Source organism: Cupriavidus basilensis (assembly GCF_008801925.2).
In the GTDB taxonomy this organism is placed as follows: Bacteria; Pseudomonadota; Gammaproteobacteria; order Burkholderiales; family Burkholderiaceae; genus Cupriavidus; species Cupriavidus basilensis.
Map to the genome: position 1 here is coordinate 3381303 of NZ_CP062803.1, position 13755 is coordinate 3395057.

The window sequence follows — 13755 nt, forward strand, 5'->3', positions numbered from 1 at the left end:
CTCCGGCGGGTGTTTTTACTTCTACCGCAGCCAACGCCCACCTAACTGCGGCTTAACTGCAGCGTGACCCCGATCAACCCGCCTATCAGGCCCACCAAGCCTATCCCACCATGGATCTGCAGCGCCTCGCCACTGCCTCCCGTCTTGCCCATATCGATGCCTTCCACGTGATGGAGCTGGCCAAGCAGGCCGCCGAACTCGAGCGTGCCGGGCGCCACATCATCCACATGGGGATCGGCGAGCCCGATTTCACCGCCGCCGAGCCCGTGGTGCGGGCCGCCGAGGCCGCCATGCGCCGCGGCGTCACCCAGTACACCGGCGCGCTGGGCATCGCGCCGCTGCGCGAGGCCATCGCCGGCTATTACAAGACCATGTACGGGATCGATATCCCTGCGCGCCGCGTGGTGGTAACCGCCGGCGCCTCGGCCGCGTTGCTGCTGGCCTGCGCCGTGCTGGTGGAGATTGGCGCGGAGGTGCTGATGCCTGACCCCAGCTACCCCTGCAACCGGCATTTTGTTGCCGCCTTCGATGGCCGCGCGAAGATGATCCCGAGCGGCCCGGCCCAGCGTTTCCAGCTCACGGCGGAGCAGGTGGAAACACATTGGGGCGAGCAGACCCGCGGCGTGCTGCTGGCGTCGCCCTCCAATCCCACCGGCACCTCGATCCTGCCGGACGAACTGGCGCGCATCCTGAAGGCCGTGCGGGCCCGCCAGGGCTTTGCCATCGTCGACGAGATCTACCAGGGGCTGTCGTACGATGCACCGCCGGTATCAGCGCTGAGCCTCGACGACGACGTGATCACCGTCAACAGCTTCTCCAAGTACTTCAATATGACCGGCTGGCGCCTGGGGTGGCTAGTGGTTCCGGACGAACTGGTAGGCGCCTTCGAGAAGGTGGCGCAGAACCTGTTCATCTGCGCATCGGCCGTCGCCCAGCACGCCGCGCTGGCCTGCTTCTCCCCCGAGGCGCTGGCGATCTACGACGCGCGCAAGGCGGAATTCCATCGTCGCCGCGATGCCATCGTGCCGGCGCTGGAGTCGCTGGGCCTGCGGGTGCCGGTCAAGCCGGATGGCGCCTTCTATGTGTATGCGGACTGCCGTGGCGTCAACCACCCGTCCGCCGGCGATGCCGATGCCCTGACCCAGGCCATGTTGCACGATGCCGGTGTGGTGCTGGTGCCGGGCCAGGACTTCGGTCCATACACGGCGAGCGACTATATCCGGATCTCCTACGCAACCTCGATGGAGAACATCGAGGAGGCCATGGCGCGCCTGGGCAAGTTCTTCGCCTGAACGCCGGCCAGAGCGCGGTCAATGCAACGAAAAAAAGCACCCCCAGGGGTGCTTTTTTTCGGCGCTGCCGAGGAGATACGAGGATCCCGGGATCAGGCGCTTTTCGGAACGTTGCCTGCCGCTTCCAGCTTGTCGCCAGCCGTGCCGTGATGGCGCTCGGCCTGTGCCTTGGCGTCCACCGCCACTTCCGGCTTGGCCGAAACCGGCTCAGCCGCGACGCTGTGCACGCCCGGCAGTTGGCGCAGGCGGGCACGCTCTGCCAGCACCTTGGCGCCATAGCCGCCATCGGTGTTGGTGGTCGCCGCACCCACGTAATACTTCAGGCCGCCTTCCAGCGAACCGGCGCGGGCGATGCAGTCCTTGAGCACCAGCGCACCGATCTTGATGTTGGCGTACGGGTTCAGCGCGGCTGCCACGCCGCCCACGGCCTCGTACTTGTCCTGATGGACCTTGGTCATCACCTGCATCAGGCCCTGCGCGCCCACGCCGCTCTCCGCGTACGGATTGAAGCTGGACTCGATCGCGATCACGCCCAGGATCAGCAGCGGATCGATGCCGACCTCGCGCCCCGTCAGGTATGCGGCCTTGACCAGTTGCGCGGTGGCCTGCGCCGCCACGCGATACTTGCGCGCGATGTACTCAGCCACCACAGCCTGCTCACGCGCGCTGCCCAGCGTGGCCGGGTTACGTGCGTCCAGCGCCACGCGCTGTGCCGGGATCTGCGCGGCAAGATGAGCCACGGAGGGCACCTTACCCGCGGGCTGCTGGCCCCAGTCGTCCGTGCCGGACACGGTCGGCAATCCTGCCGGCTTGGCCTGCGCCATCGTCAGGCCCAGCTTGGCCGCGGCCACATCGGCCGTGGAGGCTGGCACTGCCGCTTCCATCAATACCGCAGGCGCTTCCTCGCCAGCCAGCGCACCGGCCAGGGCCGTACGCCATTCCTGGCTGACAGACAGCGATACCGCAGCGACTACAGACACAACCCCGAGACTGTTCAGGGCATATTTCAATGTTGCGCGACCGCTGCGTAAAGCGCGGCCAGCGACCGGATGCGCAAGGCGGACCTGCAATGCCCGACTCACTCCGGGTACCGGTTGTCTGAAACGGACCTGCAATGCCCGTCCGACTCCGGGAAGATGAAGGGTTTTCCAACCACTCATACTTACCTCCATCCGCTGTCCGCTGCGTGCCACGCTGCTGCGCCGCACGCCCGTTGACCGCGTATTCAAGTAAGGATGCCGCGCCGCCTAGCAAAGACGTCCAGCACCTGTTGGTGGGCGCTCCCCATGCGCCCAACGAGAAACAGGGTAGGCTCTTGGGGGAGCCTGCCCTGCCGCGAACTACTCAAAGCACCCGGCCACGGCCGGGGCGATCGATCGAATCCGTCCTGCTCAGACGCATCCGCTCATATGATCAGATATGGATAATTCCCCACTAATGCCCTTGACAGGGCGGAAGAAAATGTGCTGCACCGCAACACTCCAACGAGCAGAACCGGATTGTAGGAACCCTTTTATACATCGTCAAGAATAACGTTTCAGATAAACAAAGCTTTTGGTTATATGTAACAAGGGTCTTTGATGCACTTCCGTGCCCCCGCCATTGGTTGAAACTCAGTACTGGCAAAGCATGGAGGCCATCCTTGCCGACCGCGGCAGAGTCAAAAAATTTACAATTTGGACATACAAATTGGGGCGATTTTTTTGTGCCCCATCACATTAATGTGAATATTGCATCACACAACTTGCATGGACGGGTGCGTTAACGTGCCTGCGCCTCAATCGAATAAATCATGAAATACAACGACTTGCGCGATTTCCTGGGCCAACTGGAAGGCCTTGGCGAACTGAAACGGATCGGTGCGCCGGTGTCGCCCAACCTCGAAATGACAGAAATTTGCGACAGGCTGTTGAGAGCGGGCGGACCGGCAGTCGTGTTCGAAAACCCGAGCGATCCCCATCGGCCTGGCCAGACTTATAGCGTGCCCGTACTGGCCAATCTGTTCGGCACGACACGCAGGGTAGCCCTCGGCATGGGGGCGGAAAGCCTGGCCGACCTGCGCGACATCGGCCGCGTTCTGTCGGCACTCAAGGAACCCGAGCCACCCCGTGGCTTGCGCGAAGCCGGCAAGCTGTTCACCCTCGTCAAATCGGTGTGGGACATGGCGCCCAAGCGCGTCAGCAGTCCGGCCTGCCAGGAGGTGGTGTGGGAAGGCAACGACGTGGATCTGGCACGCCTGCCGATCCAGACGTGCTGGCCGGAAGACGCGGCGCCGCTGATCACCTGGGGCCTGGTGATCACCAAGGGTCCGCACAAGAAACGCCAGAACCTTGGCATCTACCGCCAGCAGGTGATCAGCCGCAACCAGGTCATCATGCGCTGGCTGGCGCATCGCGGCGGCGCGCTGGATTTCCGCGAGCATGCGCTGGCCAACCCCGGCAAGCCGTTTCCGATCGCAGTGGCGCTGGGCGCGGACCCCGCCACCATCCTCGGCGCCGTCACGCCGGTGCCCGACACCTTGTCCGAATACCAATTTGCGGGCCTGCTGCGCGGCAGCCGCACCGCGCTAGCCGGCTGCATCACGCCGACGCTGTCCGAACTGAGCGTGCCGGCCTCGGCCGAGATCGTGCTGGAAGGCCACATCCAGCCCGACCCGGATCACCCATCCGGCTACCAGCATGCGCTGGAAGGCCCGTACGGCGACCACACCGGCTATTACAACGAGCAGGACTGGTTCCCTGTTTTCACCATCGACCGCATCACCATGCGGCGCGATCCGATCTACCACTCCACCTATACCGGCAAGCCGCCCGACGAGCCCGCGGTGCTTGGCGTGGCGCTCAATGAAGTGTTCGTGCCGCTGCTGCAAAAGCAGTTCCCGGAGATCACCGACTTCTACCTGCCGCCGGAGGGCTGCAGCTACCGCATGGCCGTGGTGCGCATGAAGAAGCAGTACGCTGGCCACGCCAAACGCGTGATGTTCGGCGTCTGGAGCTTCCTGCGCCAGTTCATGTATACGAAGTTCATCGTGGTGGTGGACGACGACGTCGACGTGCGCGACTGGAAGGAAGTGATCTGGGCCATCACCACCCGCGTCGATCCCGCGCGCGACACCGTGCTGGTGGAGAACACGCCGATCGACTACCTCGACTTTGCCTCGCCGGTATCAGGGCTGGGCTCGAAGATGGGCATCGATGCCACCGATAAATGGCCCGGCGAGACCACCCGCGAATGGGGCCGTCCGATCCAGATGGATGCCGGGGTCAAGGCCCGGGTCGACGGCATGTGGGACGCCTTGTTCGAGGCCCGCGCCAAAGCGTGATGGAAGCGTGATGGCGGGCGGCATGTAAGATCACACCAAAACCGTATCGCAACCCATCCGCACGTCCGCGCGAGACGGACCCGAGGAGGAGACATGACTACCCTTGAAGAAGGGCAACTGAGATGGACGCCGTCGCAAGCGTTCCGCGACGGCAGCCGCATTGCGCACTTCATGCGCTGGCTGGAGAGCGAGCGCGGCCTCGCCTTTGCCGACTACGGCGCACTGTGGCAATGGTCGGTGACCGACCTGGAAGCCTTCTGGGACGCCATCCGCGCCTATTTCGACCTGCGCTTCGATACCCCTGCCGAGCGCGTGCTCGGCAGCGCGCAGATGCCCGGCGCACGCTGGTTCGAAGGCGCCAGCCTGAACTACGTGCAACAGGTGTTCCGCCATGCCGGCAGCGGCGCCGCGCGCCAGCGCACGGCCATCCGCTACGCCGGTGAATCCATCGCGGTCACCGACCTGAGCTGGGATGGGCTGGAGCAGCAGGTTGCCTCGCTGGCCCACGCCTTGCGCGGCATGGGCGTGGCGCGCGGCGATCGCGTGGCGGGCTACCTGCCGAACATCCCCGCCACGGTCGTCGCCTTCCTGGCCACCGCCAGCCTTGGCGCAATCTGGTCGGGCTGCGCGCCAGACATGGGCCAGGTGGCGGTAAGCGACCGTTTCCGCCAGATCGAACCCAAGGTGCTGATCGCCGTCGATGGTTACCGTTATGGCGGCAAGGCCTATGATCGGGCGCCAGTACTGGCCGACCTGGCCGCCGCCCTGCCCTCGCTCACCGACCTGGTACTGGTGCCGGGCGAGCACACCGATGCGCATGCCGCCCCCGACGCCATCCCGCTTCCCGCCAACGTGCGCCGCCACGCCTGGCAGGCGGTGCTGGCGCATCGCGTACCGCTGGCGATCGAATCCGTGCCCTTCGATCACCCACTGTGGATCGTCTACTCCTCCGGCACCACCGGCATGCCCAAGCCCATCGTGCACGGCCACGGCGGCATCGTCATCGAGCAGCTCAAGCTGATGGCGTTTCACAACAACCTCGGGCCGGACGACGTCTTCCACTGGTACAGCAGCAGTGGCTGGATCATGTGGAACGCGCAGATCGCGGGGCTGCTGCTGGGCAGCACCATCGCGCTCTACGACGGCAATCCCGCCTGGCCCGACGCCGGCGTGTTGTGGCGCTTCGTGGATGCCGCGCGCGTCACCGCCTTTGGCGCGGGCGCGGCGTTCTTCACGGCCGGCATGAAGGCCGGGATCGAGCCCGCGCGCGTGGCCGACCTTTCCCGGCTGCGCGCGCTCGGCTCGACCGGCTCGCCGCTGCCAGCCGAGGCCTATGACTGGATCTACCGCCACGTGGGCGCGGACATCTGGCTTGCGCCGATGAGCGGCGGCACCGACTTCGCCGGCTCGTTCGTGGCAGGCTGCCCGATCCTGCCGGTCTACTCGGGCGAGATGCAGTGCCGCTGCCTGGGCGCCAAAGTCGAGGCCTTCGACGAGGCGGGCAATGCGCTGGTGGGTGAGGTGGGCGAGCTGGTCTGCACGGCGCCGATGCCGTCGATGCCGCTGTTCTTATGGGGCGACACCAACGGGCAGCGTTACCGCGACAGCTACTTCGACACCTATCCCGGCGTGTGGCGTCACGGTGACTGGATCAAGATCACCGCGCACGGCGGCGCCATCATCTATGGCCGCTCGGACGCGACCATCAACCGGCACGGCATCCGCATGGGCACCAGCGAGTTGTATCGCGTGGTGGAGGACCTGCCGGAAGTGCTCGACAGCATGGTGGTGGACCTCGAATACCTGGGGCGTGACTCGTATATGCCGCTGTTCGTGGTGCTGCGCGAGGGCATGGTGCTGGACGATGCATTGCGCGACACCATGCGCGCGCGCATCCGCAGCGCACTGTCCTCACGCCACGTGCCCAACGAGATCCTGCAGGTGCCCGGCGTGCCGCGCACGCTGTCAGGCAAGAAGATGGAAGTGCCCATCAAGAAGCTGCTGCTGGGCCATGCGCCCGGCAAGATTGCCAACCGCGACGCCATGGCCAACCCGGAAACGCTGGACTGGTATTTCGCCTACGCCGAGCGATTTATCGCGGCGCGCGCCAGCGAGTCCGCGCCGGCGTGAAAGGAGAAAGGGCGCACCGCAGCCTTGAACGCCGCGATGCGCCCTCTTCTTTCTCCTGGCAGGACGATCAGAACTCCACTTCCAGCTCGCTGATTTCGTCGGGTTCCTTCTTCGCCGCGACGATCCATTCCTGCAGCTCCGGCATGGCGAGGATCTGCTTGCAGTACTCCACCGGCGCCGGATCCAGCATCACGCCGTAGGTCACGAAGCGCGTCACCACCGGCGCGTACATCGCATCGGCCATGGTGCGCGTCTCGCCAAACAGGTACGGGCCGCCGTATTGCGTCAGGCACTCGGTCCAGATCTGTGTGATGCGGTCGATATCGGCCTGCGCGCGCGACCACACCTTGAAACCAGGAAAGTGCCCCTTCAAGTTCATGGGCAACGCCGCGCGCATGGCAGCAAAGCCCGAATGCATCTCGCCGCTGATGGCGCGGCAATGCGCGCGTGCGGCACGGTCATCGGGCAGCAGGCCGGCCTTCGGGCGGACCTCGTTGAGATACTCGGCGATAGCCAGCGTATCCCACACGGTCACCCCCTGGTGCAGCAGGCGGGGAACGAGAATGGAAGGCGACAGCAGCAGGATTTCCGCGCGCGCCGCGGCATCATCGGGGGGCACCAGCACCTCCTCGAATTCCAGCCCCGCGAAGCGCACCAGCAGCCAGCCACGCAGCGACCACGATGAATACGTCTTACTGCTGATGGTGAGTGTCGTCCTTGCCATCCCGCCTCCTTGCCACCTGGAAAAGCCGTTGCATGGCGGGCGATTTCCGTCGTCTGTGTGCCAGCAGACGGTGCGCCCGTGTCTCTCGCTGCAGTGTCGCGCTATCCGTTGTGCGCATTGCGCTCGCTGCTTCTACTATGAATTTGTACTACATCATGGCGGGGACATTGGTGCAGCTTGTGCTTGCCTTGCGGTTAGCTTGATGCGGCGCAAGAGCATGCGTCGCACCTGAAGCAGGCACGCATCGGATATGCGGTTTCACGCTCAAACATGCTGTGGCCACGTCGGCACCGGCACGGTGCGCCGCGCAGCACCAGCATGAAGCAGATGTACTGGCGAAGATCCGCGCGCGTCGTTCGTGCGCGGCGCCTGCGCCGCATACGAACCGGAACAGGTCACCCCGTTCCGCCATACGGGCAGGCCCGCAAGCCTCATGCCAAGGCGATTCGCCGTGGCACGCATATTGCGGCTGATGAGGTCAACGCATAAAAGGGGCGAGCCATGCTGTATCAGGTGTACCAGACTTATGCGGATCTCATGCAGCCCGCCTGCAGCCTGGCCGACATGGTGTCGAACACGCTTGCAGAAAATCCGCGCCTGGCAGGATGCGAGCCGATGCTTGCCACGCGCGCGGCCTGCGAGGTGCTCGCACTGAGCCGCCTGACGCACCATCGCCCGCCGTTCGCCATCGACAGCGTCATGGTGAACGGCACACCGATACAGGTTACGGAGGAAGTGACCGCGAGCACGCCGTTCTGCTCGCTGCTGCACTTTCGCAAGCACGGCGTCTCTGGCCACCCGCGCGTGCTGCTGGTTGCGCCGATGTCGGGCCACTTTGCCACGTTGCTGCGGGGCACCGTGCAGACCATGCTGCGTGATCACGATGTCTACATCACCGACTGGCACAACCCACGCGACATCTCGCTGGCGCACGGCCGCTTTGGCTTTGACGAGTACGTCTACCACTTGATCGACTTCCTGCGCGCGCTGGGCGGCGGCACGCACCTGATGGCGGTGTGCCAGCCCACCGTGGCGGCGCTCGCCGCCGTGGCGTTGATGGCGGAAGATAGCGATCCGGCGCAGCCGCCGAGCCTGATCCTGATGGCCGGCCCCATCGACGCGCGCATCAACCCGACCAAGGTCAATGAGCTTGCCACCAGCCAGCCCATCGAATGGTTCGAGCGCTCGCTCACCAGCTACGTGCCGTTTCGCTTTGCCGGCGCGATGCGCCGCGTCTACCCCGGCTTCATGCAGCTGATCGCCTTCATGAGCATGAACAGCGAGCGCCACCAGCAGGCTTTCCGCGACCTCTACGATCTGCGTGCCAGCGGCCAGCATGATCGCGCGGATGCGATCCAGGTGTTCTACGAGGAATACTTCGCCACCATGGACCTGAGCGCGGAGTTCTATCTCGAAACCGTGAGCATGGTGTTCCAGGACTTCCTGCTGGCGCAAGGCCTGCTGGACGTAGGCGGGCGCCGCGTGAACCCGCACGCGATCCACCGCACGGCGCTGCTCACGGTGGAGGGCGAGCGCGACGATATCTGCGCCATCGGGCAGACCATGGCCGCGCAGGAACTGTGCGGCAGCCTGCGGCCCTATATGCGCATGCACCACGTGCAAACCGGCGTGGGGCATTACGGCGTCTTCAATGGCAAGCGCTGGGATTCGCAGGTCTATCCGCTAGTGCGCAACGCCGTCCATATGAACGCGTGAAGTTAAGCGCGTGAGGTTGAACGCATAAGGCCGCGCGGGGCGGCCAGGTAGCCAGGCGCCTAGGCGGCGTTTTGGCCGGCCGGCCACGGCGTCACCGCCGGCACCGCGCATGGGCCCTCGACATCGACGGTGCCAAAATCCGCCGGCCCCACGATTTCCAGGTACTCCATGTCCGGCGAGTAGTCGAACAGAAAATGCGTGATGCCGGGGCGCTGGTGCACACAATCGCCAGCCGCCACCAGTGTCTCCTTGTCCTCATACATGAAGCGCGCCCAGCCCTTGAGCATCAGTACCACATGGAACTGCGCCTCATGCCGGTGCCAGCCGGTGCCTTGCTCGGGCGGCAGGTTGGCCTTGACCAGCTGCACCAGCAGCTTGCCGCCGGTGGCCTCGGCAATGCCCAGGTCGCGATACAGGAAGAAATCGCGCAAACCCTGGTCGACGAAGGCCGTGTCTTGCGGGCGCACGTGGGAGAACTTCGTGGGAGAGGCATCCGTGGCGGCATCGCCGACGGACGCGCTGGACTTGCTGAGGGACTCGGCCATGACAAGCTCCTTTCGCTGAGGGAAACGCTCTGCGCTGCGACGCAACATTCACGCCAGCGGCCGCGTGCCCACGCAGCGCCGAAAGCGGCGAGAACCGCTCCGGATGTGGCGCACCGACGCTGCGAAAAGCACGTATCCGATGAACGCCTGACGCCTGTGCACCCGTCGGGGGCGCAGCCGAGCACCGGACAGGTGCCGCGGCAAGGCGCGTTGACGGCTATCATGCAGCGATGCCCACTCCCGCCGCAACTTGCATGCTGCCTCTCAATTCTATGCATTTCCAAGGCCAGGAACTGATCCGGGTCGGAGACGATTCCAGTTTCATGCTGCTCGCCCCGCAGTTCGGCGCCCGCCTGGTGCGCTGGGTGCATCGCGGCGAGGACATTCTTTACTGGCCGGAAAACGCCGACTGGTCCCAGCTGGCCCGCGTGCGTGGTGGCAACCCGATACTGTTCCCCTTCATTGCCCGGCACTTCGTCGACAGCGCGCCCGGCGCATGGAAAGACGCCAGTGGCACCGTGCGGACGATGCCGATCCACGGCTTCGCGCGCGACCTGCCCTTCGCGGTCACGCGGTTTGAGGCAGGGCGCAGCCTGACCATGACGCTGCAAGCGTCGGACGCAACGCGCGCGGCCTACCCCTTCGAGTTCCTGTTCGAGGTCACCTACCGGCTGCTCGACGACAACCTCGAAGCCACATTGCGCACGCGCAATACCGGCGAGCGGGCCCTGCCTTACTACGCTGGCCACCACTTCTACTTCCCGCTTGCCCACCAGGCGCGCGCCGCTTCGACGCTGGCCATGCCGGCCGCAGAACGGATGCGCCAGCGCCCCGACGGCTCGCTGGCACCGAACGGCCAAGGCGCCGAGACCTATCAGCTCGACGACCCGCGCCTGCAAGACACCTTTCACGTCCTGCATGCGCAGCCCGCGGCGCCGCGCCACTGCACGCTGGCCACGCCGCCCGATGCCACCGCCTCGCATGGCCGCAAAGTGGTAATCGAACTGGACACGCCGGGCAGCACGCCATGGTTCGCCGTCACCACCTGGTCGGAGCGCGCCGACGCCGACTTCTACTGCGTGGAACCCTGGCTCGGCCTGCCCAACGCCATCCACCACGGCACGGGGCTGCGCTGGCTCGCGCCGGGCCAGGAGGAAGCGGCGGTCTGCCGGCTGCGGTTGGCTCCATAAGGGGCGCCATCGCGCCTTCAAGTTTTCCCCCAATCGGCCGTTGATCGAAATAGCGCCCACGTCACCCAGAGGCGCTTCGGCACAGCGGGCCTCGACCACGAGGCGACGCCGCCGTACAACCGATCGGCGTACGCTAAGGGAGGAAGACAATGTTGAAGCACCTATCCATACGGGGCTATCTCAGCCTCATGGTCGTTTTTTTCGGACTGGCATTGGTGGTGGGCGCCGCGGCGGGATTGTTGTCAATGCGCGCAGGCAATGCTTCGCTGCAACAGATGTACACCATCGACACGCCCGCGGTCGCGGACCTGGAGGGCAGCGCGGGCCAGTTGCTGCGCTTGCGGCTGGCGCTGGCCACCTACGCCTCGCTCTCCGACCTGAACGACCAGGAAGGCGCCGACGCCGTACTCAAGCGTTTTGATCAATACCTGAAGGCCTCGAACGAGCGCTTCGCGCACTATCTCAGCGGCGCCGGCAACGGCGAAGAAGAGCAAGGCCTCATCAAGGACATGCAGGACAAGCGCGCGAAGTTCCTGAGCGAAGGCATCGACCCTGCACTCACCGCGCTCAAGGCTGGCGACAAGACGGCGTTCTTGCAGCAGCAGGCGCACAAGCTGCCGCCGCTTTACAGCACCTATGAAAAGGCCATGCTGGCGCTGGAGAAGCTCCAGCTCGATCGCGGCGCGCAACGCTACCAGCAAGCGCAGGACCGCTTCAAGGCGGTCAGTACGGCGGTGGCCATCGGCCTGGTTGCCGCGCTGCTGCTCTCATGGGCAGGACGAGCGGCACTGATGCGCGCCATCGTGGATCCGGTCAATGCGGCCATCGCGCGCTTCAACCGCATCGCGGCCGGCGACCTGACCGGCGAGGTCGTGGCCACCAGCGACAACGAAATGGGCAGGCTCAGCGCCGCGCTGCAACAGATGCAGGCCTCGCTGATCGGGACGGTCGGCACCGTGCGCAGCGGCACCGAATCAATCAATGTCGGCGTACGGGAAATCGCCGCCGGCAACACCGACCTGTCCCAGCGCACGGAAGAACAAGCGGCTTCGCTCGAGCAAACGGCGGCCAGCATGGAAGAACTCACCTCCACCGTGAAGCAGACCGCCGAGAACGCCAAAGCGGCCAGCCAGCTGGCGCAAGGGGCATCCGGGCTGGCCGCGCAAGGCGGCGAGCTCACGCAGCAGGTGGTCGGCACCATGCACAACATCGTCGCGGACTCGCGCAAGATCGGGGACATCGTCGGCGTGATCGAGAGCATCGCCTTCCAGACCAACATCCTGGCGCTGAACGCGGCAGTGGAAGCGGCTCGCGCGGGCGAGCAAGGGCGTGGTTTCGCCGTGGTCGCCACCGAGGTGCGCTCGCTCGCCCAGCGCAGCGCGGGCGCTGCCAAGGAAATCAAGGGCCTGATCGGCGCATCGACCTCGCGCGTGGAATCCGGCGCGGAGCTGGTGGAGCGCTCCGGCACGACCATGGCGGAAATCGTCAACGCCATCGCGCGCGTCAGCGACATCATGAACGAGATCGCCGCCGCGTCGGCCGAGCAGAGCAGCGGCATCGACCAGGTCAACGTTGCCGTCGCCCAGATGGACGAAGTGACGCAGCAGAACGCCGCGCTGGTCGAGCAGGCGGCCGCGGCAGCCGGCTCCCTGGAGGAGCAGGCGCGCCGCTTGTCAGCGGCGGTGGCCGTGTTCCGGATCGGCGGGAATGGATCTGGCCAGCCGGATCGGGCCCTGAACGTCGCCGGTGCCACGCCGGCGTTTGGCGTCTAAGGGGCCACGCAGGCCCCGGCGCACCGGTTCCGCCGGTGCGCCGGGGCGCGAAATAGTGCACTTTTCAGAGGATCCGGCACCCGCGCACCTTGCGCTCGCCGCGGAATCCCGCGTAGAATCGCGCTTCTTGCGGGCGTCGTATAATGGCCATTACCTTAGCTTCCCAAGCTAAAGACGTGGGTTCGATTCCCATCGCCCGCTCCACATCAGATTGAGACGAGCCGCCTTCGCCACTGGTCGCATGCCCGATCAGGATCGCCCGGCGGCTTTTTTGTTGCCATGCTCCCCCAAGACCCCAGTTCCGATCCGACGCCAGCCGACGACGCTGACAACGCGCCTGCCAAGGCTGCCGATGGCAGCGACGTGGCGCATCCGCGCCGCATCCGTTCCTTCGTGCGCCGCGCGGGGCGAACCTCCACCGGCCAGCAGCGTGCCATCGATGACCTGGGGCCGCGCTTCATCCTGCCCTACGCACCGCAGCCGCTCGACTGGGAGGCGACGTTCGGCCGCGCCGCGCCAGCGATCCTCGAGATCGGGTTCGGCATGGGCGAGACCACCGCGCATATCGCGCAACTACGCCCTCAGGACAATTTCCTGGGCTGCGAGGTGCATGAACCCGGCGTTGGCGCCCTGCTCAAGCTGCTGGGCGAGCGCGAGATCGGCAATGTGCGGATCATGCCGCATGACGCCGTGGAGGTCATCGCGCACATGCTGACGGAATCCTGCCTGGACGGCGTGCATATTTTCTTCCCCGACCCGTGGCACAAGAAGCGCCACAACAAGCGGCGCCTGGTGCAGCCGCCGCTGGTCAAGCTGCTGGCCAACCGCCTGAAGCCGGGCGGCTACCTGCACTGCGCGACCGACTGGGAAGAGTATGCCCACCAGATGGTGGAAGTGCTGTCGGGCGAACCCACCCTGGCCAACACCTCGGACGCCGCCGGCGGCTTTGCGCCTCGGCCGGACTACCGCCCGGTGACCAAGTTCGAGCGCCGCGGCGTGCGGCTGGGTCATGGCGTGTGGGACGTGGTGTTCCGCAAGCGGGCCTGAAGGCGAAGGCCGCGCCG

At 65.6% G+C, this 13755-nt stretch carries 10 protein-coding genes and 1 tRNA gene; 8 read left to right on the top strand and 3 right to left on the bottom strand.

Translation table 11 applies throughout. The features are described from left to right. The first annotated feature begins 110 nt into the window (after window positions 1-110). On the top strand, window positions 111-1292 hold the full coding sequence (locus F7R26_RS15575; RefSeq protein WP_150984094.1) for a pyridoxal phosphate-dependent aminotransferase: 1182 nt from the start codon (window positions 111-113) through the stop codon (window positions 1290-1292). Window positions 1293-1384: 92 nt separating this feature from the next. Here the strand turns inward: F7R26_RS15575 and F7R26_RS15580 are convergent, their stop codons facing one another. After that, complete coding sequence (locus tag F7R26_RS15580) at window positions 1385-2452, bottom strand: lytic transglycosylase domain-containing protein (RefSeq protein ID WP_150984093.1); 1068 nt, start codon at window positions 2450-2452, stop codon at window positions 1385-1387. Between the two features lie 632 nt (window positions 2453-3084). Here F7R26_RS15580 and ubiD point away from each other — a divergent pair. Then, the gene (ubiD, locus tag F7R26_RS15585; RefSeq protein ID WP_150984092.1) at window positions 3085-4614 is read left to right on the top strand and encodes a 4-hydroxy-3-polyprenylbenzoate decarboxylase; all 1530 of its coding nucleotides are present in this window, start codon (window positions 3085-3087) and stop codon (window positions 4612-4614) included. 93 nt (window positions 4615-4707) lie between these two features. After that, window positions 4708-6744 (top strand): acetoacetate--CoA ligase, encoded by a 2037-nt coding sequence (locus F7R26_RS15590; protein ID WP_150984091.1) that lies wholly within the window; start codon window positions 4708-4710, stop codon window positions 6742-6744. A gap of 67 nt (window positions 6745-6811) precedes the next feature. Here the strand turns inward: F7R26_RS15590 and F7R26_RS15595 are convergent, their stop codons facing one another. After that, window positions 6812-7468: a glutathione S-transferase family protein gene (locus F7R26_RS15595; protein WP_150984090.1), complete on the bottom strand. Its 657-nt coding sequence runs from the start codon at window positions 7466-7468 to the stop codon at window positions 6812-6814. Window positions 7469-7969: 501 nt separating this feature from the next. Between F7R26_RS15595 and F7R26_RS15600 the strand changes: the two genes are divergently transcribed. Beyond that, window positions 7970-9184 carry a polyhydroxyalkanoate depolymerase gene (locus F7R26_RS15600; RefSeq protein WP_150984089.1) on the top strand — a complete coding sequence of 405 codons (1215 nt, stop codon included), beginning with the start codon at window positions 7970-7972 and terminating at the stop codon, window positions 9182-9184. Window positions 9185-9243: 59 nt separating this feature from the next. On the opposite strand, the gene F7R26_RS15605 is transcribed toward F7R26_RS15600, so the two are convergent. Beyond that, on the bottom strand, window positions 9244-9729 hold the full coding sequence (locus F7R26_RS15605) for a cupin domain-containing protein (RefSeq protein WP_150984088.1): 486 nt from the start codon (window positions 9727-9729) through the stop codon (window positions 9244-9246). Between the two features lie 272 nt (window positions 9730-10001). Between F7R26_RS15605 and F7R26_RS15610 the strand changes: the two genes are divergently transcribed. From F7R26_RS15610 to trmB, 4 genes are all read left to right on the top strand, one after another. Continuing rightward, on the top strand, window positions 10002-10919 hold the full coding sequence (locus F7R26_RS15610) for an aldose epimerase family protein (RefSeq protein WP_150984220.1): 918 nt from the start codon (window positions 10002-10004) through the stop codon (window positions 10917-10919). Window positions 10920-11068: 149 nt separating this feature from the next. Then, entirely contained in the window at window positions 11069-12691 is a 1623-nt protein-coding gene (locus F7R26_RS15615; RefSeq protein ID WP_150984087.1) for a methyl-accepting chemotaxis protein, read from the top strand. Between the two features lie 129 nt (window positions 12692-12820). Next, window positions 12821-12895 (top strand) — tRNA-Gly (locus F7R26_RS15620). A 75-nt stretch (window positions 12896-12970) separates the two neighbouring features. Further along, window positions 12971-13738, top strand: coding sequence for a tRNA (guanosine(46)-N7)-methyltransferase TrmB (trmB, locus tag F7R26_RS15625; RefSeq protein WP_150984086.1), 768 nt, complete (start codon window positions 12971-12973; stop codon window positions 13736-13738). Window positions 13739-13755 lie beyond the last annotated feature (17 nt).